The following is a 20,949-nucleotide window of genomic DNA, read 5'->3' on the forward strand; positions in this document are numbered from 1 at the left end:
TCGATGCCTTCCCTATGTCAGCAACTGGCGACAGATGGTAACGAAGTCATCCGCCCAGCCTGTCAGCAGAGCGAGCAGGATCAACCAGACCAAAAGCAGGAAATGCCAATACATCGTGCACAGTTCCACACTCAAACGCAGGCGCGGGATTTCAACACCACGCCATGCCTTGACGATGGTTCTGCCCAGAGCGACGAGACCGCCGAGCAAGTGCAGTCCATGGACTGCGGTGATCAGATAGAAGAAAGCGTTGGCAGGATTGGCCGCCAGAAAGTAGCCCCCCGTGTTGAGCTGCTGCCACACCAGCAACTGACCTATCAGGAAAACGACGGCGGAAAGGCCGCTTGCAAGCAGGCCGATCAGCACATTTTCGCTGTCGTCGCGATGTGCGGAAACCTGCGCCCATTGCAGTGCGCCGCTGCTCACGATCAGAACACCGGTGTTGAACCACAGCAACCCGGGCACGGGCAGCGACCGCCAGTCGATCAGTTGCATGCGCATGGAGTAAGCGCTGACGAAGAGCGCAAACAACGACCCGACGACCGCGAGAAACACACCCAAACCTATTTTCGCCGCCGGCAACGACATCGAACTTCCGCCGGGAAAATCGCCGACCGCCCCCTCCTCCAGCCAGGGCTTGGCCGCAAGCCGTTGCTGCGAGAGCCACCATCCCGCAATGGCCGCTATTCCAGCCATGAACAGGACGATGGCCGTCATGGATGCGCTCCCTTCGGCGTCGAACTGGCCGGCGGTTCATTCTGGGGGATGAAATCCCGTGCTGCGCCGGGCACGCTATAATCATAAGCCCAGCGATAGACGACCGGGAGTTCCTTGCCCCAGTTGCCATGTGCCGGCGGCGTCTGCGGCGTTTGCCACTCGAGCGTGGTCGCGTTCCACGGATTGCCGCCGGCGTCCTCGCCCTTGGACAGGCTCCGGATCATGTTGAACACAAATACGAGCTGGGCAAAGCCGACGATGAGCGCAGCGATACTCATGAATGCATTCAGGTCATGGGCCGACGCCGGGACGAATGCCGTCCCACCGATGTCGTGATAGCGGCGCGGCACACCCAGCAGCCCGAGATAATGCATGGGGAAGAAGATCGCGTAAGCTCCAAGGAACGTGACCCAGAAATGGAAGCGCCCCAGCGTCTCGTTCAGCATCCGTCCCGTCACTTTCGGATACCAGTGATAGATCGCACCAAACACGACCATGATCGGCGCAACCCCCATGACCATGTGAAAATGGGCGACCACGAACATGGTATCGGACAACGGAACGTCCACGACGACGTTGCCAAGGAACAGGCCAGTCAGACCGCCATTGACGAACGTGATAATGAATGCGAGCGCGAACAGCATCGGAACGGTGAGATGAATGTCGCCACGCCACAGGGTCAGGATCCAGTTGTATACCTTGATCGCCGTGGGGATCGCGATGATGAGGGTCGTTGTTGCGAAGAAAAATCCGAACTTCGGATTCATACCACTGACATACATGTGGTGCGCCCACACCACGAAGCTCATCGCTCCGATTCCAACAATCGCCCACACCATCATGCGATAACCGAAAATATTCTTTCGCGCATGAGTACTGATGAGGTCAGAGACAATGCCAAAAGCAGGTAACGCAACGATATAGACTTCGGGGTGGCCGAAAAACCAGAACAGGTGCTGGAACAGCAGCGGACTGCCACCGCCGTACTTCCCCAGCTGACCCATCTCCACGAGCGTTGGCATGAAGAAGCTGGTGCCAAGAAGCCGATCGAACAGCATCATCACCGAGGCGACGAACAAGGCTGGAAATGCGAGCAACGCCATCACGGTCGCTGTAAAAATGCCCCACACCGTCAAAGGCAGCCGCATCAGCGTCATTCCGCGCGTGCGACCCTGCAGCACCGTCACGACGTAATTCAAGCCGCCCATGGTGAAGCCGATAATGAACAGGATCAGCGACACCAGCATCATGATGATGCCTGCTTCCTGTCCGGGGCTTCCGGAAAGAATGGCCTGCGGCGGATACAGCGTCCAGCCAGCGCCGGTCGGCCCACCCGGTACAAAGAAGGTCGCAACCAGCACCAGCACGGCAAGCAGATAGATCCAGTAGCTCAGCATGTTCGCATAGGGGAACACCATGTCGCGAGCACCGACCATCAGCGGGATGAGATAATTCCCGAAGCCTCCGAGAAACAGCGCCGTGAGAAGGTAGATCACCATGATCATGCCATGCATGGTGATGAACTGAAGATACTGGCTCGGATCGATAAACGAAAACGTTCCGGGGAATCCGAGCTGCAGCCGCATCAGCCACGACAGCACCAGCGCGACCATACCGATGGCCATTGCTGTCATCGCATACTGGACCGCAATGATCTTGGCATCTTGCGAGAAGACATATCGCGTCCACCAACTTCTTGGGTGATAGAGATCGACCTCACCCACTTCGGCCGGCGGAATTCCTGCGAGTACATCAGACGGGACATCAACCATTAAAATGTCCTCCCGGATTAATCCTCTGATCGTCGCTCATCGTAAGTGTTACAACGTGCAACGCCGCCGCGCCGGTCCTGCTATTTGCCGCGGGTCTTGTAAGTCGCCTTCGTGATGGGTCGGTGGCCGGATAACGCTGCGAATGTCTGCTGCTTCTCCAGCCATGCATGATATTCGCTCTCTTCCTGGACGATGACGTTGCTCCGCATTTGTGCATGCGCGATGCCGCACAATTCCGCGCAAAGAACCTCGAATGTTCCTGTGCGCGTGGGAGTGAACCAGAAGTATGTGACCGAGCCCGGCACCATATCCATCTTCGCCCGGAACTCAGGCACGTAGAAATCGTGCAGAACGTCGATTGAACGGAGCAATACCTTGACCGGCTTCCCGATCGGGAGATGCAAATCGTCGTTCTCAACCACAACGTCGTCCTGACCATTGGGATCGTTCGGATTCAAGCCCAGTGGATTCTCGGCACTGACGTTGCGGGCATCGACCGTCCCGAGCCGGCCGTCCTTTCCTGGCAGCCGGTAGCTCCAGCGCCATTGCTGGCCCATGACCTCGATCTCTGTTGCATCGGACGGCACCGTCACAAACTGATGCCAGACAACCAAACCGGGCGCCAACATCGCTCCGACACCGATCGCGGTCCCTATGGTGAGCCACCATTCGAGCCTTTTGTTTTCGGGCTCATAGGCCGCTTGTCTTCCTTCTTTGTGATGAAAACGGAAGATGCAATAGGCGATGAATGCGACGATCGCGAAGAAGACCGCTCCGGTGATCCAGAACGTCATGGTGATCGTGTCGTCGATGTAACTCCAGTTCGATGCGATCGGCGTCCACCACCATGGGCTAAGGAGGTGAAACAGCACCGAAGCGACTGCGACCAACAGCAGTATGAATGCTACAGCCATCCCTTGTTCATCCTTGCCTCTAGAGGCTGCGGACAAGACTTAGAAAAGGGCGCAGTTCACGTCTGCATCGATGGCTGATTTCGAGCTCGCCATCACAATGCTGGCCGCCTTGCCCTCTAACCGGTCGCAACATCGAATTCGAAAAATTGCGATCGCTGGTGTGATCGAACTACGGGCACTTGCCACTACAGGATGTTCCCCGGCAGGCTTGATTGTCAATAGACCGGCTTATTCCTCGCGACAGCACCATGATCGAACCGCTGAGCAATGGCACGCACAACGGATTCCTATATCGCACTGCAATGCACGACGCCGTGCGTCCGCATGACAGACAAAGTGATGCGTCAATTGCCATCAGCGACGCGGTGAAACGTAAACCTTACAAAGGAAGAATTCACCGAACAGTGCGTGCTATTCTTTCCGGATTGCGCTAAACTTGCTGCACAGGTTGCGACAGGTTTTGCTCGGCAAAGCTCTCTTCGTTGAACTTGGCCGTCTTCCAGAACCAGTCGCGATTTCTGCGCACGAAGGCGAATGCTCGTCATTTGAAAATGACCCGATCTCGCCGGTGCGAACGCATGGGAGATCGTGACCATGGCTACTCCGTATTCTGACAAGATCTCGCAGACAGCACCTGGCGCTTCCGATAGCGTTGCCGCGCCCGTCATTCGCAAGATCGGGTTGTCCGATCTGCATGACGCGTTGCGGCTGGGCTGGGAGGACTTCAAGGCGGTTCCGAGTCACGCCATTATTCTGTGCGTCATCTATCCTGTTCTCGGGCTTGTGCTGGCCAGAATGACCCTTGGCTATTCGGTGTTACCGCTGCTTTTCCCGCTAGCCGCCGGTTTTGCGTTGATTGGTCCTTTTGCAGCCCTCGGTCTCTATGAACTCAGCCGCCGCCGCGAACGCGGCGAAGAGGCGTCGGCATGGCATGCACTCGGCGTGCTGCGCTCGCCGTCCTTCGGGGCCATGCTTGGCCTCGGCACGCTCCTGCTCATTTTGTTCGTGGTCTGGGTGACCACAGCGAATGCGATTTACGTCTCCAAGTTCGGCAATGCCCCTGCGGCCAGCATTCCCGATTTCGCATCGCGCATCTTCACAACCACAGAGGGGCACCAACTGATCGTCCAGGGCTGCGGCGTCGGACTATTGTTCGCTATCATAGCCCTGTGCGTTAGCGTCGTGGCGTTTCCGCTGATGCTCGACCGACATGCGAGCGTGACAGACGCAGTTCAGACCTCGCTGCGGGTCGTGATGAAAAATCCTGTGACGATGGCGGCATGGGGTCTGATTGTGGCCGCGCTGCTGGTGGCCGGTTCGCTGCCGTTATTCGTCGGTCTCGCCGTTGTTCTGCCCCTACTCGGTCATGCCACCTGGCATCTTTATCGCAAGGTGCTGGAGCCGGACCCGAATCCTCGGCAGGACCCTCCCCGTCCACCGAAAGGGCGGCGCTATGCGGCCGATTTTCCGGTCTCTCTCTTCCCGTGGGGTCGCGATAAGCCGTAGGTCGAAACAAACGACCGGAGACGCACGTATCGGCTTCAGAATACGTCGAGCCACCCCGCGCGGATGAAATCCGCCCGAATGAGGGGCGATCGGCATATCCTGCCGGAAGCGGACTCCGCTCCCGGCAGGGTGTCCGCCCACGATCTATTAGGAGAACCCAAACAGCTTTGCTGGATTTGTGACCAGTATCTTTTCCAGCAAGGCATCGTCCGGCGCGTAGCGATAGAGCAATTCAAGCAGGTCGGCGTCGTTCGGCGGCTGGACAACCGATACAGGGTGCGGCCAGTCGCTTGCCCAGACGCAGCGATCGGGCGCGGCTTCGAGATAGGCTTGCGCGATGGGAACGACGTCGTCCCACGGCGGACCTTTCCTGGACGTCTTTTCGCCGAGCGAGAGCATCACCCAGAAATTGCCCTTCGACAGCAGATCGAGAACCGCACGCAAGTTCGGATCGTTCTTGCCGAGGGTTGGATCCGGGCGGCCCATGTGATCGATGAGGACCGGCACCTTGAGAGACGCGATCTTGTCGAGATTGGCGACGATGCCGTCCTTCTCCGGCTGGAATTTAGCGTACCAGCCGAGTTCGGAAATACGTGCGATCGCGCGCTCGTAGTCGCTGTCCGAAAGCACGGCGCCGAGCTCCTTGCGGAAGCTGAACCGCGCCCCGCCGACGCCGGCGTCATTCAGCTTGGCGAGATATGCATCGTCGCGTTCGGCGAAAACCAGCGCATTCGCGCAGGCCTTGTAGTTCGGCCCCATCGCCGCCAGCCCGTCCAGAACCACCGAATGATCGGCACCATATGTCGTCGTCTGCACGATGATGCCACGCTCGATACCAAGCGCCTTGTGTACCCGGAGCGCAGCCTCCCAAGTCGCCGTCGGCATCTGATAGGCCGCGCCGGGCCGGACGGGATAGCGTTCCACGGGACCAAGCACATGGAACTGACTGTCGATGCTCTTCGGCGGCGGCTTGCGGGATGGCGTGCGCGGGTTTGGATCAAATGGAAGATAGTCGGGCATCTGTCGCTCCTTTAATCGATCACCGCAGTGAAATCGCATTGCACCAGGGCGCCGCCCTCCATCTCCATGGAGAGCGCATGACGGGCTGGGCGCGAATGCTCGTCGGGAAACATCTTGAGCCACTCGACATTGACCGGCCCGCGATTGCTGCGATCCTTGAGCCAGACCGTCATCTTGATGATGTCGTCAGTACTGCCGCCGCCGGCTTCCACGATCGCCTTCATATGCGCGAACATGTTGGCGCACTGGCTTTCGAGATCGGGTGGCATCTCGCTCGTCTTGGGATCGCGGCCGAGGATGACGCCGGACATCAGCAGATTGTTGATGCGGCAGGCATTGGGAATCGGATTTGCGTGCTTAAACTCGCCGATATGAACGCTGCGGCGGCGCCTGGAAGATGTCATGGCTGCAGTCTCCGGATAACGGTCAGACGAATTGGCACGACACCGAGCCATACGGCCCGTAATCGGCATGTATCGTATCGCCGCGGCTGACCTCGATCGGACGCGTGAAGGATCCGGCGAGCACCACCTCGCCTGCAGCGAGATATTCGTCGTGCGGCGCGAGGCGATTGGCGAGCCACGCGATGCCGTTTGCCGGATGGTTCAGCACGCCGGCGGCGACGCCGGTCTCCTCGATCTGGCCATTCCGGAACAGCAGCGCGCTGACCCAGCGCAGATCGACATCCAGCGGACGGAATGGACGACCGCCGACCACAAGCGCGGCATTCGCTGCGTTGTCGGAGATCGTGTCCACCACCGTGCGGGGCTTCTTGGTTTGCGGATGCACGCGGTGCATGCGCGTTTCCAGGATTTCGAGCGCCGGAGTGACGTAGGCTGTCGCGTTCAGCACGTCGAAGATCGTACAATCCGGCCCGCGCAGATCGGTCTTGAGCACGAAGGCCAGTTCGACCTCGACGCGCGGCGCGAAGAACCGCTCATAAGGGATGGTGCCGGCATCCTGATAGAACATGTCGGCGAACAGCACGCCGTAATCCGGCTCGGAGATGCTGACCGCGTTCTGCATCGCCTTCGAGGTCAGGCCGATCTTGTGGCCTTTGATCACTCGCCCGCGTTCAAGCTGCAGCGCCGTCCAGGTCCGCTGGATCGCATAGGCATCCTCGATGGTGAGATCGGGATAGTCGGCGGTGAACATGGTGATGAGCGTCTTGGTCCGCTCCGCTTCGTCGAGGCGACGCGCCAGCGTATCGATGACCGTCTGATCAAGCACCGTTATTTCTCCTCTGCGACGACGTTGCGAAGAATGCCGATCTGCCTGGACTCGACCTCGACGACATCGCCTGGCTTGAGCCAACGCGGCGGCCTGAAGCGGGCGCCGGCGCCGGTCGGCGTTCCGGTCGCGATCATGTCGCCGGGCTTCAAGGTGGCGAATGTCGACAGATAGGAAATCAGATAGTCGAAGGTGAACATCAGCCGCTCGGTCGAGTCGTTCTGACGCTCCTCCCCGTTCACCCGCGTGACGATATCGTGCGTCCCCTGCGGATCGCATTCGTCGGCCGTGACGATCCACGGCCCGACGCTACCGGAACGATCGAAATTCTTGCCCTGGGTGACGTTGAACTTGCCGTGGTGCAGCCAGTCCCGCACCGAGCCTTCGTTGCAGAGAGTCATGCCGAAGATGTGCGACCACGCATTCTCTCGCGTAATGTGACGACCTTCCTTGCCGATGACGATCACGAGCTCGCCTTCGTAGTCGAGCTGCTCGGAGACCTTCGGCTTTTCGATCGGCTGATCGGAGCCGACCACCGACGACGGGTTGCGGACGAACAGGCTCGGATATTTCGGCAAATCCGAGCTGTCTTTGTATTCAGCATTGCGGTCCTTATAGTTGACCCCGATGCACCACAGCTTCTCCGGCGCCGGGATCGGCGGCAGCAAGACCAGATCCGACAATTGATGATCGGGCTTGCGGCCGGCGCTCACCTGTTTCGCCTTCGCCAGCCCGTTGCCGGCGATCAAGCTGCGCAGATCGGGAAACTCCGATCCAAGCAATGCACTGAGATCGATAACGCCGACATCGGCCACCACGCCGTAGCGGCTGTTTCCGCCGGTCGAATAGCTGCATAGTTTCATGAAGGCTCCTGAATAATTCACTGGATCGATTGCCGCCGGATGGCGGTACCGGACCGGCTGCTCGAGCTGCGCCCGCGGCATTCTTCCAATTACTTCGATGTCTGGAATACGGACTTCAACGTGAAGATCTCGCCTAGCCGCGCGTAACGCGGACCGGCAATGCGGGCGATCGGATCGAGACTCTCGGTCTCGATCTTGCCGTTGGCGAGCAGATCGTCCTTGATGTGAAATGCGACCACTTCGCCGACGATCAACCGGCTGCGGGTATCGCCGAATTCGAGGCATTGCCGAAATCGGCATTCCATCGCGATAGGTGCCGCCGTCAGCCGCGGCACCCCGATATGGTCGCTGGGGGTCGTCTCGAGACCGAGGACTTCGACCTCACTCACCTCCGGCGGATGTTCGGCGGAGCTTTCGTGAACCGCAGACATCAACGGCGAATCCGCGATGTGAATGACGTATTCTTCGCGATCCAGGATGTTGCGTGCCGTGTCTTTGTAGACGCCTGATTTGCGGCCGACGCTGATTGCCAGCATCGGCGGCTTGGGCGAGACGAAGGTGAAAGCACTGAACGGCGCAAGGTTGACGGTACCTGCCTGCGACAGGCTGGTCACCCATGCGATCGGTCGCGGGACGACGATGCCGGTGAGCAGACGATAGGCCTTTTCGGCGCCAAGTTCAGCGGGATCGATCTTCATTCGTCAATCCGCCTTTACATTGGCCTTGCGCACGACCGGAATCCACTTGGCGTCCTCACGATCGAGATAGGTTCTGAACTCACCCGGCGTCATCGGGAGCGCTTCGGCGCCAAGTTTTTCGAACTTGTCGACCACGCCTGGCTCCTTGAGAATCTCAGCCAGCGCTTTGTTCAATTTATCGGCGACCGGAGCGGGGGTGTTCGCCGGAGCAAACAGCCCCGTGAAGGTCTGGCCGTCAAAATCCGGATAGCCGAGCTCGGCGAAAGTGGGCACGTCCGGAAGCGTCTTCAGTCGATGTGGGCTCGTGACCGCCAAGGCGCGCAACATTCCACTCTTGATATATTGAAGGCTGACCGACAGTTGATCGAATGCGAACTGAACCTGGCCGCCGAGCAGGTCATTGGTCGCGGGCGCGTTGCCGCGATAATGCGCCGTCACCCAACGAATCTCGAGCTTGGACTGCATGAGTTCGCTGAGCAGGTGATTGGTGGTGCCCGGCCCCGGAGAGGCCATCGTCAGCTTGCCCGGATCGCGCTTCGCGAGTTCGAGCAAATCGGCGAACGACGTAGCCTTCACGGAAGGATGAACCTCGAGCACCAGCGGCGTCATCGAGATGCTCGAGATCGGCAGGAAGTCGCGCTTCCAGTTGTAGGCGTCGCGCTTGTTGATTTCGGGAGCGAAGAGAACCGGACCATTGGCGCCGACCATGAGCGTGTAGCCATCATTCGGCGCTTTCGCCAGCGCCTCCCCGGCGATCATGCCGCCAGCGCCCGACTTGTTTTCGATCACGAAGGGCTGGCCCAATTTCTCTTGCAGCCGATCCGCGACGATGCGCGCCGCGCTATCGACATTGCCGCCGGCCGGATAGGGCACGATCAGTTTGACAATGCGCGTGGGCCATTCCTGAGCCGTCGCCGCGCCATTAACCAGCGTCGCAACAATGGCTGCAGCGATCCATAGCGACCTCATCATTTCCTCCCGCCAGATGCGGCATTCACGCCGCAGACCGTATGTTCGACGCCGATTGGGACCAGCGCTCTTGCGGCGAACCATTGGTTCAGCCGCTTTACTTGTCGATGGCAATGTGCGGTTATTGTCCACATTATGGACAACGGATTGCCAACAACACTCGATCCGGAGCCGCGACAAGGCGCGCAGGCGATCCGGCGCGCGCTCTTCCTCCTTCGCGTGCTTGCAGCGGGCGGTGAGAGCGGATTGCCGTTGAATGAAGTCGTCCAAGCGACGCGTCTATCGCGCCCGACCGTACACCGGATCGTCCATGTCCTGATGGAGGAGGGGCTCGTCGAGCGCCACGAGCGCTCGGGTCGCTATGCAATCGGCACGCAGGTCCCTGAACTGGCACTCGCTCGCCCATCGCGCTCGCCATTGCTCGCCGCAGCGGACGACATTTTGCGCGAAACATCGCAACGGGTCGGCGACACACTGTTTCTAACGGTGCGCACCGGCAACGACACTTTATGCGTGGATAGGAGAATTGGCTCATATCCGATCCAGGTACTCTCGATCGCCGTCGGTGCGCGGCGGCCCCTCGGCGTCAGCAGCGCAGGCGTTGCCATCCTGGCCGCGTTACCGGCTCAAGAATCACGCCGGATCGCTATGACGAATGAGCCTCGATTTGCGGGATATCGGACCGATCGGCAGACTGTGTTGTCAGAGATCGCCGACGCCCGGCGCAGGGGCTATGGCGTGCGCGAAGTCGGGTTGGTCCAGGGCACGAAATCGATTTCGACCTGGATCAAGACAGCCGACGGCGACCCGGCGGCGGCCCTCACCATATCGACCGTCCGAACACGGCTCGGCCCGCGACGCGAGCAGGAAGTTGTCGAAACGCTTTTGAAGGCAGCTTACGAGGTCGAGCAGAAAATCCGATAAGCAAGCACGCGTCGCCCAATCCAAGGCAAAGGTCCGCTTGCGACATATGCAGCGATTGAGCAGCCAATCGACGGCTAGCTGTTCTAATCTGAACGGAGAAGTCTGGCGGTCCATTCGGGATAAAACTGCGCCCCCCCTCCCGTTGCCCGCGCAAAATGGCGCGCCATTCGGAGTATAACCACAAACTCATATATTGTTGAAATTGCTTGTGATTTTATAAGATGCCTCATGGCGCGAGGCTCGTCGCATCGATTCCGGCCTCAAGACACACCTCACAACTCCGCGCGCCACGACGGCTCCGGGGTGCTAACATAGTCAAGACCGCACGACCGAAGATTTCACCTGTGCGATTGAAACGCGGTCGGGAAACGATGGCGCACGAAGAGATGCACTCCAAAAACAACGGCCGACCGTAATTGCGGTGAGTTGGCTGGGACGTGGAGGACGCTATGGCGTGGCGTGACGACAAGGCCCGGGCAACTCTGATCCGCGACGCGGCGGGAAGCGTGCAGCCGGGCAAGGCTCCCCGAACCTTTGCCGAGCTTATGTTCGGCTACACCAATGCCGAGGACCTCGCCAGTTACGATGCCTCCTCGCTTGCCTTCCTGGCGGAGCAAGCCTGGGAGCATATACAGCGACGCACGGCGGGTCGTGCCGATATCCGCGTCGTCAATCCGATGATGCCGGACGGGCGCGAGATGTCCGTGCTCGAAATTCTCAACGACGATATGCCTTTCCTGTTCGATTCCATCATGGCGGAGCTCGCCGAGCAGGGCATCGAAGTCACCCTCGTCGCTCACCCCATCATCGCGGTGGAGCGCGATGACCAAGGCAAGCTCCTGCACTTCCACGGTGAAGCGCTGCCGGAAGGGGCAAAGGGCGCGCGCGAGAGCCTGATTCACCTCCACATCACCCGCCTCGACGCCGACGCTGACCGCGAGAGGCTGATTGACGGCCTCACCAGGACGTTAAGCGACGTGCGCGCCAGCGTCGCGGACTGGCGCGTCATGCGCGACCGCGTCGAGAACGCGATCAAGACTTTCTCTTCCAATCCACCGCCGCTGCCGATCGACGAGGTCGCCGAGGCCAACCAGTTCCTGCAATGGCTGTGCGCGGACAATTTCACCTTTCTCGGCGTGCGCGAGTATCGCTTCTCGCCCGACAGCGATGCGTCGGACGACATCACGACCGCTGAGGGCCTCGGCATCCTCCGTGACCCCGATGTAAAGGTCCTGCGCCGCGGCAACGAAATGGTGGTGATGACGTCGGAAATTCGCGAGTTCATGCGCGAGCCGACCCTACTCATCGTCATCAAGGCCAATGTGAGTAGCCGCGTTCATCGCCGCATCCGGATGGATTATATCGGCATCAAGCTCTATGCGCCCGACGGCCGGCTCGAGGGTGAACTACGAGTCGTCGGCCTGTTCACCTCAGGCGCCTATACCCGCTCGGCACGACAGATCCCCTATGTTCGCCACAAGATATCGCGGGTGCTCCAGCGCGCCGGCTTCGATCCGAACAGCCATTCGGGCAAGGCGCTAATGCACATCCTCGAGGAATATCCGCGAGACGAACTATTCCAGGTCGACGTCGACACCCTCTTCAATTTCGTCATGGAGATCCTGATCCTCTATGAGCGCCCCCGCGTCCGGGCGCTCGCTCGGGTCGACAAGTTCGATCGCTTCGTCTCCATCCTCGTCTTCATTCCGCGCGACAAATACGACACTGATGTGCGCATGCGCGTCGGCGCCTTCCTGTCGCAGATCTACAAAGGGATGCAGGCCGCCTCCTACGTGTCTTTCCCCGAAGGAGCATTGACGCGCGTTCACTACATCATCGGACGCTATGAAGGTAAGACTCCTGCCGTCGAGCGCGCCACGCTGGAAGCCGGGATCAGCGCCATTGCCGCGACCTGGGCCGACAAGCTGAAGGCCGCGCTGACTGCGTCTACCGATGGCATGCGGGCCCGCATGCTCGCCAATCGCTATGCCCAGGCCTTTACCGGCGGCTATACCGAGGTTTCCACGGCGGAACAGGCGATAGCCGATATCGCCACCATCGAAAGGCTCACGCCAACCCGCCCGGTGACGATTTCGGTTCATCGCTTCGAGGGCGAGGACGATCCCAAACGCTTCGGCCTGAAGGTGTTCTCGGATGCCGCGCCGCTGTCGCTGTCCTATCGCGTGCCGGTGATCGAAAATCACGGCCTGCGCGTGGTCGATGAACGTACCTATCAGATCGTGCCCGGTGCCAGGCCTGAGCCGGTGTGGCTGCACGACATGACGATCGAGACCAGCGACGGCCAGCCGATCGAGATCAACCGGGAATTCAGCCATCGGCTCGAAGCCTCGATCATGGCGGTGGTCGGTGATCGAGCCGAATCCGACGGATATAACGGGCTGATCCTGCGTACGGCCCTGGGCTGGCGCGAAGTCTCAACCATCCGGGCGCTGTCCCGCTATTTGCACCAGATCCGCGCGCCGTTCAGCCAGGATTATATGTGGGAGACTCTGCGCAAGAACGCAGCGATCACCGCCAACCTCGTCGCGCTATTCCAGGCCCGCCTCGATCCACGCCTCACCCTTACTGATGCCGAGCGCTCGGCCCGGGAGACCGCCCTCCTTGCCGATATCGAGGAGCAGCTCAAATCCGTCGCATCGCTCGACGAAGACCGCATCCTCCGCCGTTTCACCAATCTGGTGCAGTCCACCATCCGCACCAATTTGTGGCAGGTCGGCGAGGACGGACATCCGCGTCCGGTGATCTCATTCAAGTTCGACGCGCGCGGAATCGAGGACCTGCCGGCTCCACGACCGCTCTACGAGATTTTCGTCTATTCTCCCCGCGTCGAAGGCATTCACCTGCGCTTCGGCAAGGTTGCGCGCGGCGGACTGCGGTGGTCCGATCGGCCGCAGGATTTCCGCACCGAGATTCTCGGCCTGGTCAAAGCCCAGCAGGTCAAGAACGCCGTGATCGTGCCCGTCGGCGCCAAAGGCGGCTTCGTGCCGAAGCGCCTGCCGCCGCCCTCCAGCCGCGATGCGTGGCTCGCGGAAGGCACCGAAGCCTATCGCATCTTCGTTCGCTCGCTGCTCGAACTCACCGACAATCTCGACGGCGACGACCTCCTCCCGCCCGACTCGACCTTGCGGCATGATGGCGACGATCCTTATCTGGTCGTCGCCGCCGACAAGGGCACCGCCACCTTCTCCGACATCGCCAACGCGATTTCGGCCGAGAAGAACCATTGGCTCGGCGATGCCTTCGCCTCCGGCGGCAGCCAGGGCTACGACCACAAGAAGATGGGGATTACGGCGCGAGGCGCCTGGGAGGCGGTCAAACGCCACTTCCGCGAGCTCGGCACCGACATTCAGACCATGCCTTTCACTGTAGTTGGCGTCGGCGACATGTCCGGCGACGTCTTCGGCAATGGCATGCTGCTCTCGCCCGCGACGAAATTGGTTGCGGCGTTCGATCACCGCGACATCTTCATCGATCCCTCTCCCGATCCGGCGATCAGCTACGCCGAACGCAAGCGCATGTTCGACATGCCGCGATCGAGCTGGCAGGACTACAACAAATCGCTGATCTCGCAAGGCGGCGGCGTGTTCTCGCGCTCCCTCAAGGGGATTCCGCTCGCACCGGAAGTGCGCACCTTGCTCGATCTCGACAAGCCGCAGGCGACGCCCTTCGAGGTGATGACGGCGATCCTGAAGACGCGCGCAGACCTGCTGTGGTTTGGCGGCATCGGCACCTATATCCGGGCGTCGGTGGAGAGCGACGATCAGGCCGGCGACCGCGCCAATGATCCGATCCGCATCACCGGGACCGACGTTCGCGCCAGGGTGATCGGTGAAGGCGCCAATCTCGGCGTCACTCAGCGCGGCCGCATCGAAGCGGCGCAGACGGGCGTCAAGCTCAACACCGACGCGATCGACAACTCGGCCGGCGTGAATACGTCCGACGTCGAGGTCAATATCAAGATCGCATTGGCCCGCCCCGAGCGCGAGGGACGCCTCAGCCCGGCTGACCGTAACACCCTGCTCGCCGCGATGACCGACGACGTTGGCGCGCTGGTCCTGCGCAACAACTATCTGCAGACGCTCGCGCTCTCGCTCGCCGAACGCAAGGGCGTGGCCGAGACCGGCTTCCTCACTCGCCTGATGCAGTCGCTCGAGCAGCGCCGCTTGCTCAGCCGCGCAGTCGAATTCCTGCCCGACGACGCCGCGATCACCGAGCGCACACGACGCGGGCAGTCCCTGACGCGGCCTGAACTTGCCGTGTTGCTCGCCTACGCCAAACTGACGCTCTACGACGACCTGCTCGGCACCAGCGTGCCGGACGATCCTTATCTCGCCCGCGAGCTCTCCGGGTATTTTCCGGGCCAGGTTCAGGACAGGTTCCCGACAGCGGTAGAGTTCCATCGCCTCCGACGCGAAATCATCGCGACCAGCCTCGTCAATACGGTCATCAACCGCGGCGGCCCGGCGTGTATCGTGCGCCTGATCGACGAAACCGATGCCGATATCCCCACCATCGTCATGGCCTATGTGGCGGTGGATGAATCCTACGGGCTCAAGTGGCTAAATGATGCGATCGATACGCTCGACGCCTGCATCGAAGGGCAGTTGCAATTGTCCCTCTATGAGGCGGTCCAGGACCTTCTGCTTTCCCGCATGGTCTGGTACGTGCGCAATATTGATTTCAAGGATGGCCTCGAGGCGGTGATCGCACGTTTCGGCCCGGGTATCCGCGAGATCAGCGCCTCTCTCGACAACACCCTGCCACCGGACTTGCAGGCCGCGCGCGGCAAGCGCCGGCAGGAGCTGACCGATGCCGGCGTCCCGTCCGGCCTCGCCGGCGAACTGGCCGATCTCGACACCCTGGTCTCGGCGCCGGACATCGTGACGGTCGCCGAGCGCACCGGCCGCAGCATCGGCGATGCCACCGCGACGTTCTTTGCCGCCGAGGCCAATTTCCGTCTCGACCGCATCATCGCTGCCGCGCGCAGCGTGCCCGCCAGCGATCGTTTCGAACGCCTCGCCATCGACCGCGCCGTCGACCTGATCGCGGCTGCCGAAAGAGGCCTCGCTGCGGATATGTTGGCAACCGGCCAATCCGGCCAGCAGGCTGCGGAGACCTGGCTTGCAGCTCATCCCGAGGCGACGCGCATCCGCCGCGCAGTCGAGGAGATTGCTGCTGGCGGCCTGACGCTCGCCAAGCTGATGGTGGCGGCAAACCTGCTGGGGGACTTGGTCAAAGGCTGAGGCGTGCGGGGCAGCGATATGAAACTCTAAAGAGCAATGCTAGCGCAGGTTGTTAGCCAGCGAATGGAGGACCCCAATGATCGACGCTACTTGCCATACCGCTGATAGTGTCCGCTGCATCGAGTTCGATGCCACACCCTGGTTCAGCGAGGCTAACGCTCCGAGCACTATCGATTTGGCCGAACGCGGATGGGCCAGCACAGCGATTGCAGATTCCCTCGAGAGCCGACGAGGATACGAACGCTTGCACGACCTCGTTGAGTATGCAGCGAAGCGACTGCAACCGGAATCCCTGGAGGACCCCACCTGGGAAACCTTCGAGTGCGTCGTTGATGGACCCGAGGCCGTAGCCTGGCTCGCGAAAAACCGGCCCGACGTTGTGGCAAGTATCCCGTAAGCTACGAGAAGCGCAGCAATGGCGACGATGATTGGCGCATCACAATGAAGCGGAAATGGCGCGCCCGAAAGGATTCGAACCTCTGACCCCGTGATTCGTAGTCACGTGCTCTATCCAGCTGAGCTACGGGCGCGTGCCGCGATGTGGGGCCAAAGCCGCCAGCACCGGATGCGTTTCGGAAACGATGTTTGCGAAAGCGGGCCATAGCTACCGGGTCGAGCCCGGCTTGGCAAGCGCCCTGAGCCGCTTATTTCACTCCCGTGACATACCCGGAAAAGACGGCTCAGGCCCGCGCGCGTTCGTTACGGATGCTGTGCAGTTCCACCGGCCGGTCGGGAAGGCTGATCCGGAAGGTGGCGCCCAAAGTGCCTTCCACAAGGTGAATATCACCGTCATGAGCGCGGACCAGTTCGGCCGCGATCGCGAGGCCCAGCCCACTACCACCGGGGCGGGACGAGCCCTGAAATGCCTCGAACAGGTGGTCGCGCGCCCGCTGCGGAACGCCGGGGCCGGTGTCAGACACTTCGAGAATCGTGACAGCGCCCTCGCGGCGACCAGTAATGCGAATCTGCTGCGGGGCGACGTCGCTCTGCGGCTGCCCCTCCAGCGCCTGGGCCGCATTGCGGACCAGATTGAGCAAAATGCGAAACAACTGGTCGGGATCGGCGTCAATCATCAGCCCGCGCTCGATGGCGTTGACCCAGCCGATCGACACGTCGGTCGCAAGCCCGGCCGATTCGCGGACTTCGTTGACCACCGGCTCAACGAGAATCATCTTGCGATCGGGGGCAGCTTCCTGCGCGCGGCCATAAGAGAGTGTCGACTGGCAGAAGGCGATGGCGCGCTCCAGCGAGCGCATCAGCTTCGGCGCGAAGCGCTGCACGCGCGGATCTGGCACGCTGGCGAGCTGATCCGACAGCAATTGTGACGACGCAAGCAGGTTGCGCAGGTCATGATTGATCTTCGAGACCGCGAGGCCGAGCGCAGCGAGACGACTCTTCTGATGCAGCATCGAAACGAGATCGCGCTGCATGTCGGACAATTCGCGCTCCGCCACGCCGATTTCGTCGGCGCGCTGGCTCGGCACGATGATCCGCGCCGAGCTCTCGGGGTTTTCATGGAAAGCGACGAGATTGGCCGTCAAATTCCGCATCGGCCGCACGAACAGATAATGCAGCGCCAGATAGACCAGCCCGGCAGAGAGAATCGCCAGTCCGAGCGACACCCACAATAGATTGCTGGAGAAACGATACATCGCCTGCCGCAGCGGCAATTCATCGACCACTACTTCAATGAATTGCGCCCCGCCGGGCGCCGGCCCGATGATGCGCATCGTCTGATCGCCAGTTTCCAGCATGACCTCGAACGCATCGACAATCGCGGACCACACCGTCATCGACCGCATATCGATGTCATGGTCGATCTGCGACGGAAGATCCGCGCTGGCGAGCAAACGGCGCTGCTGGCCCATCTTGATGGCCACCGCACGGGCGCCGATGCTGCTCAGGATTTGTCGCGACAGCGATTCCGGGACCATGCCGAGCGGCGCGGCATCCAGCACCAGTGCTGCCGTATTGGCCGCGGCCAGCCTGTCGTTCAGCCTGTTGATCCGGAAATTGGCGATCGAGGGCACATAAATGAGAATTTCGGCAATCAGCACCAGCGGAATGGTGAGCAGCAACAGCTTGCCCGACAGCCCCAGCCGTCGCATGGGGCCGAGCCTGAACGCGGGCTCGATGGGCTTTTCGCCGGCCGAAGACACAATATTGGCCTCTGATCTTACGGTCTGACGCTGAACTATCGAGAGATACGGGTCCAACGACGATTTGTTACGATGATGTTTGCGACCAGTTCTTAAATTTGTCCGCTCAGCGAACACGCTTAAGCCATAGAGCAATTTCACAACCGCCAACAACCTGAAAACACCGGGAAATTGGGATTAATCCCGTAGTTCCAAGAATTTGGCGGATCAGAACACCGCTACAGGGCAACATTGACGAAAACAGGACGCTCCCGTATAAGCCCGCCAACTGTCCGCGATGACCCGGTTTTGGATCGGGTGCGGCTCGTCTTTGGGCCGGAAATGGCTCGTTGAGCCAACATCTTAGGACTTACCTCAAATTACTCGGCGAATTGCCCGGTCAGCGGAGAACGACCCGTGAAGCGGACTTATCAACCCAGCAAATTGGTGCGCAAGCGCCGTCACGGCTTCCGCGCTCGCTTGGCGACCGTTGGCGGCCGCAAGGTTCTGGCTGCGCGCCGCGCACGTGGTCGCAAGCGCCTCAGCGCCTGATCGGATCTCTTCCGAGAGTTCATCATGGACCGGTTACGGCAGCGGGCGGACTTTCTCGCCGCTGCCAATGGGCCGCGGGTGAACAGCCCTGCCTTTGTGATGCAAACCCGGCGACGTGACGACGACGGCCCGATCAGGGTCGGCTTTACCGTGACCAAAAAAAACGGAACCGCCACCGAGCGGAACCGTATCCGGCGCAGGCTTCGCGAACTGGTGAAGCGCGTCGATGTCTTATCCATGCGACCCCACAGCGATTATGTGCTAGTCGGCCGTCGTGTCGCGCTCCAACGCGATTTCACGATGATGCTCGACGACCTCCGCTCGGCGCTGCACCGCCTCGATCGGCAATCTTCTAAGACGCAATCTTCTAAAACCAGCGTGACCTGACGCTTTCAGCCTGCGACAAGCGCGCAGCCGGAAGCGAGAGCCGCACCCGCATTTGAATGACGAGACCTGAACGATGACCGACAATCGCAACACCATCATTGCCGTCATTCTGTCCGGCCTGGTGCTGATCGGCTGGCAATATTTCTACAACATCCCGCAGATGGAGAAGCAGCGCGCACAGACCGCGACGCAGACCCAGCTCGCCAACCCGACCGCACAGCCAAACGCCACGCCCGGCAGCACGACGCCGACCGCGAATTCCACCGCCGCAGGCGGCGCACCCACGAATGTGGCGCCGGCCAATGCTCCGATCGTCAGCCGCGACAGCGCCATTGCAGCGTCGCAGCGCGTCAAGATCGACACGCCGCGCATCTCCGGCAGCATCGCGCTGAAGGGTGCGCGCCTCGACGATATCTCGCTGACCAAGTTCCGCGACACCGTGGATCCGAAGTCGCCGGCGATCGTGCTGTTCTCTCCCTCCGGCACTGCCGCGCCTTATTATGCCGAGTTCGGCTGGGTCGCCGCCGCCGGTGCAAACACCAAGATTCCAGACCAGAACACCCAGTGGCAGCAGGAAGGCTCCAACGCCCTGACGCCGACCACGCCTGTCGTGCTCAAGTACAACAACGGCGACGGCCTGACTTTCACCCGCACCATCTCGATCGACGACCGCTACCTGTTCTCGGTCAAGGATGACGTCAGCAATATCGGCAACGCGCCGGTGACGCTGTATCCGTTCGCGCTGATCTCGCGCCACGGCACGCCGCATGTCGAAGGCTATTACATCCTGCATGAAGGTCTCGTCGGCTATCTCGGCGACCAGGGTCTGCAGGAATACGGTTACAAGAAGATCGACGAAGCCAAGGCGGTGAATTTCAAGGTCACCAATGCCTGGCTCGGCATCACCGATAAATACTGGGCTTCGGCACTTCTGCCCGACACCAATGCGCAGCTGCAGGCCCGTTTCTCGTCGAACCTGACCGGCACCCAGCGGACCTACCAGACCGATTATCTGCAGGACGCGCAGACCATCGCCATCGGCGGCACCGGCACGGCCAATGCCCGCCTGTTCGCCGGCGCCAAGGAAGCGGCCACTGTCGGCATCAACTTCCCGCTGGCGGTCGGCCTCGGCGGCTACAATCAGGCGCTCGGCCTCAACCACTTCGACCTTCTGATCGACTGGGGCTGGTTCTACTTCATCACCAAGCCGATGTTCCTGGCGCTCGACTGGTTCTTCCACCTGTTCGGCAATTTCGGCATCGCCATTCTGCTCGTCACCGTGCTGGTGAAGATCATCTTCTTCCCGCTGGCCTCGAAGTCCTACGCCTCGATGGCGAAGATGAAGGCCGTGCAGCCGCAGCTGGCGGCACTCAAGGAGCGCTTCCCTGACGACAAGATGAAGCAGCAGCAGGAGATGATGGAGATCTACAAGAAGGAGAAGATCAACCCGATCGCCGGTTGTCTTCCCGTCATGTTGCAGATCCCGGTGTTCTTCTCGCTCTACAAGGTTCTGTTCGTCACCATCGAAATGCGCCACGCGCCGTTCTTTGGCTGGATCAAGGATCTGTCGGCGCATGATCCGACCAATCTCTTCAACCTGTTCGGCCTCATCCCCTTCGATCCGACGACGATTCCGGTGTTCGGTCACTACCTCGCGCTCGGCATCTGGCCGATCATCATGGGCATCACGATGTGGTTCCAGATGAAGCTGAATCCGACACCGCCGGATCCGACGCAGAAGATGATCTTCGACTGGATGCCGCTGATCTTCACCTTCATGCTGGCCGGCTTCCCGGCAGGCCTCGTGATCTACTGGGCATGGAACAACACCCTCTCGGTGCTGCAGCAGGCCTACATCATGAATCGCAACGGCGTGAAGGTCGAACTGTTCGACAACGTGAAGTCGACCTTCGCGAAGAAGCCGGCTGAAAAGAAGACGTAACCCTTGGAGCCCTCATCCTGAGGAGCGGCCACTTGGCCGCGTCTCGAAGGGCG

The 20,949-nt window shown here is 60.7% G+C and carries 17 protein-coding genes and 1 tRNA gene; 7 read left to right on the plus strand and 11 right to left on the minus strand.

The features are described from left to right. Window positions 1-12 precede the first annotated feature (12 nt). From BLW80_RS22640 to coxB, 3 genes are all read right to left on the minus strand, one after another. Window positions 13-717, minus strand: a complete 705-nt coding sequence (locus BLW80_RS22640; RefSeq protein ID WP_093759783.1) for a cytochrome c oxidase subunit 3 — start codon at window positions 715-717, stop codon at window positions 13-15. Next, window positions 714-2,489, minus strand: a complete 1,776-nt coding sequence (locus BLW80_RS22645) for a cbb3-type cytochrome c oxidase subunit I (protein ID WP_093759785.1) — start codon at window positions 2,487-2,489, stop codon at window positions 714-716. The genes BLW80_RS22640 and BLW80_RS22645 overlap by 4 nt, the downstream gene beginning before the upstream one ends. An 80-nt stretch (window positions 2,490-2,569) precedes the next feature. Continuing rightward, entirely contained in the window at window positions 2,570-3,403 is an 834-nt protein-coding gene (gene coxB / locus BLW80_RS22650) for a cytochrome c oxidase subunit II (RefSeq protein ID WP_089262772.1), read from the minus strand. A gap of 248 nt (window positions 3,404-3,651) precedes the next feature. Here coxB and BLW80_RS30015 point away from each other — a divergent pair, with 248 nt between their 5' ends. Further along, window positions 3,652-3,837 (plus strand): hypothetical protein, encoded by a 186-nt coding sequence (locus BLW80_RS30015; RefSeq protein ID WP_139285891.1) that lies wholly within the window; start codon window positions 3,652-3,654, stop codon window positions 3,835-3,837. A gap of 160 nt (window positions 3,838-3,997) precedes the next feature. After that, complete coding sequence (locus BLW80_RS22655; protein ID WP_093759787.1) at window positions 3,998-4,909, plus strand: DUF2189 domain-containing protein; 912 nt, start codon at window positions 3,998-4,000, stop codon at window positions 4,907-4,909. A gap of 147 nt (window positions 4,910-5,056) precedes the next feature. On the opposite strand, the gene BLW80_RS22660 is transcribed toward BLW80_RS22655, so the two are convergent. The 6 genes from BLW80_RS22660 to BLW80_RS22685 all read right to left on the minus strand — a co-directional run bounded on the left by BLW80_RS22660 (window position 5,057) and on the right by BLW80_RS22685 (window position 9,689). Next, the gene (locus tag BLW80_RS22660) at window positions 5,057-5,929 is read right to left on the minus strand and encodes an amidohydrolase family protein (RefSeq protein ID WP_068732846.1); all 873 of its coding nucleotides are present in this window, start codon (window positions 5,927-5,929) and stop codon (window positions 5,057-5,059) included. Between the two features lie 11 nt (window positions 5,930-5,940). Then, window positions 5,941-6,333: a RidA family protein gene (locus BLW80_RS22665; protein ID WP_068732845.1), complete on the minus strand. Its 393-nt coding sequence runs from the start codon at window positions 6,331-6,333 to the stop codon at window positions 5,941-5,943. A gap of 22 nt (window positions 6,334-6,355) precedes the next feature. After that, window positions 6,356-7,165 carry a 2-oxo-hept-4-ene-1,7-dioate hydratase gene (hpaH, locus tag BLW80_RS22670; protein WP_502688628.1) on the minus strand — a complete coding sequence of 270 codons (810 nt, stop codon included), beginning with the start codon at window positions 7,163-7,165 and terminating at the stop codon, window positions 6,356-6,358. After that, on the minus strand, window positions 7,162-8,022 hold the full coding sequence (locus BLW80_RS22675; RefSeq protein ID WP_093760081.1) for a fumarylacetoacetate hydrolase family protein: 861 nt from the start codon (window positions 8,020-8,022) through the stop codon (window positions 7,162-7,164). Before BLW80_RS22675 ends, hpaH begins: the two co-directional genes overlap by 4 nt. 89 nt (window positions 8,023-8,111) lie before the next feature. Continuing rightward, the gene (locus tag BLW80_RS22680) at window positions 8,112-8,720 is read right to left on the minus strand and encodes a flavin reductase family protein (protein ID WP_068732840.1); all 609 of its coding nucleotides are present in this window, start codon (window positions 8,718-8,720) and stop codon (window positions 8,112-8,114) included. Between the two features lie 3 nt (window positions 8,721-8,723). Next, the gene (locus BLW80_RS22685; RefSeq protein ID WP_093760083.1) at window positions 8,724-9,689 is read right to left on the minus strand and encodes a Bug family tripartite tricarboxylate transporter substrate binding protein; all 966 of its coding nucleotides are present in this window, start codon (window positions 9,687-9,689) and stop codon (window positions 8,724-8,726) included. A 135-nt stretch (window positions 9,690-9,824) separates the two neighbouring features. On the opposite strand from BLW80_RS22685, the gene BLW80_RS22690 reads away from it, so the two are divergent. Together BLW80_RS22690 and BLW80_RS22695 are read left to right on the plus strand one after the other, a co-directional pair. Beyond that, window positions 9,825-10,613, plus strand: a complete 789-nt coding sequence (locus tag BLW80_RS22690) for an IclR family transcriptional regulator (protein ID WP_093759791.1) — start codon at window positions 9,825-9,827, stop codon at window positions 10,611-10,613. A gap of 437 nt (window positions 10,614-11,050) precedes the next feature. Next, window positions 11,051-15,877: an NAD-glutamate dehydrogenase gene (locus tag BLW80_RS22695; protein ID WP_093759793.1), complete on the plus strand. Its 4,827-nt coding sequence runs from the start codon at window positions 11,051-11,053 to the stop codon at window positions 15,875-15,877. A gap of 453 nt (window positions 15,878-16,330) precedes the next feature. Here the strand turns inward: BLW80_RS22695 and BLW80_RS22705 are convergent. Together BLW80_RS22705 and BLW80_RS22710 are read right to left on the minus strand one after the other, a co-directional pair. Next, window positions 16,331-16,407, minus strand: a tRNA-Arg gene (locus tag BLW80_RS22705). Window positions 16,408-16,557: 150 nt separating this feature from the next. Continuing rightward, window positions 16,558-17,985, minus strand: coding sequence for an ATP-binding protein (locus BLW80_RS22710; RefSeq protein ID WP_089263645.1), 1,428 nt, complete (start codon window positions 17,983-17,985; stop codon window positions 16,558-16,560). A 447-nt stretch (window positions 17,986-18,432) separates the two neighbouring features. Here BLW80_RS22710 and rpmH point away from each other — a divergent pair, with 447 nt between their 5' ends. The 3 genes from rpmH (at window position 18,433) to yidC (ending at window position 20,896) form a co-directional block, all read left to right on the plus strand. Beyond that, window positions 18,433-18,567, plus strand: coding sequence for a 50S ribosomal protein L34 (gene rpmH, locus BLW80_RS22715; protein WP_011471298.1), 135 nt, complete (start codon window positions 18,433-18,435; stop codon window positions 18,565-18,567). 24 nt (window positions 18,568-18,591) lie between these two features. Continuing rightward, window positions 18,592-18,954 carry a ribonuclease P protein component gene (gene rnpA, locus BLW80_RS22720; RefSeq protein ID WP_089262790.1) on the plus strand — a complete coding sequence of 121 codons (363 nt, stop codon included), beginning with the start codon at window positions 18,592-18,594 and terminating at the stop codon, window positions 18,952-18,954. A gap of 73 nt (window positions 18,955-19,027) precedes the next feature. Continuing rightward, a complete protein-coding gene (yidC, locus tag BLW80_RS22725) occupies window positions 19,028-20,896 on the plus strand; it encodes a membrane protein insertase YidC (protein WP_093759796.1) in 1,869 nt (622 codons plus the stop codon). Window positions 20,897-20,949: the final 53 nt, after the last annotated feature.

The organism is Tardiphaga sp. OK245, assembly GCF_900108575.1.
Classification (GTDB): Bacteria; Pseudomonadota; Alphaproteobacteria; order Rhizobiales; family Xanthobacteraceae; genus Tardiphaga; species Tardiphaga robiniae.

Coding starts and splice junctions, on each gene's coding strand:
- yidC (WP_093759796.1), top strand. CDS start 19,028: ATGACCGACAATCGCAACACCATCATTGCCGTCATTCTGTCCGGCCTG.
- rnpA (WP_089262790.1), top strand. CDS start 18,592: ATGGACCGGTTACGGCAGCGGGCGGACTTTCTCGCCGCTGCCAATGGG.
- BLW80_RS22660 (WP_068732846.1), bottom strand. CDS start 5,929: ATGCCCGACTATCTTCCATTTGATCCAAACCCGCGCACGCCATCCCGC.
- BLW80_RS22680 (WP_068732840.1), bottom strand. CDS start 8,720: ATGAAGATCGATCCCGCTGAACTTGGCGCCGAAAAGGCCTATCGTCTG.
- coxB (WP_089262772.1), bottom strand. CDS start 3,403: ATGGCTGTAGCATTCATACTGCTGTTGGTCGCAGTCGCTTCGGTGCTG.
- BLW80_RS22645 (WP_093759785.1), bottom strand. CDS start 2,489: ATGGTTGATGTCCCGTCTGATGTACTCGCAGGAATTCCGCCGGCCGAA.
- BLW80_RS22655 (WP_093759787.1), top strand. CDS start 3,998: ATGGCTACTCCGTATTCTGACAAGATCTCGCAGACAGCACCTGGCGCT.
- BLW80_RS22675 (WP_093760081.1), bottom strand. CDS start 8,022: ATGAAACTATGCAGCTATTCGACCGGCGGAAACAGCCGCTACGGCGTG.
- BLW80_RS22710 (WP_089263645.1), bottom strand. CDS start 17,985: ATGCGACGGCTGGGGCTGTCGGGCAAGCTGTTGCTGCTCACCATTCCG.
- BLW80_RS22640 (WP_093759783.1), bottom strand. CDS start 717: ATGACGGCCATCGTCCTGTTCATGGCTGGAATAGCGGCCATTGCGGGA.
- BLW80_RS22665 (WP_068732845.1), bottom strand. CDS start 6,333: ATGACATCTTCCAGGCGCCGCCGCAGCGTTCATATCGGCGAGTTTAAG.
- BLW80_RS22690 (WP_093759791.1), top strand. CDS start 9,825: ATGGACAACGGATTGCCAACAACACTCGATCCGGAGCCGCGACAAGGC.
- BLW80_RS30015 (WP_139285891.1), top strand. CDS start 3,652: ATGATCGAACCGCTGAGCAATGGCACGCACAACGGATTCCTATATCGC.
- BLW80_RS22685 (WP_093760083.1), bottom strand. CDS start 9,689: ATGAGGTCGCTATGGATCGCTGCAGCCATTGTTGCGACGCTGGTTAAT.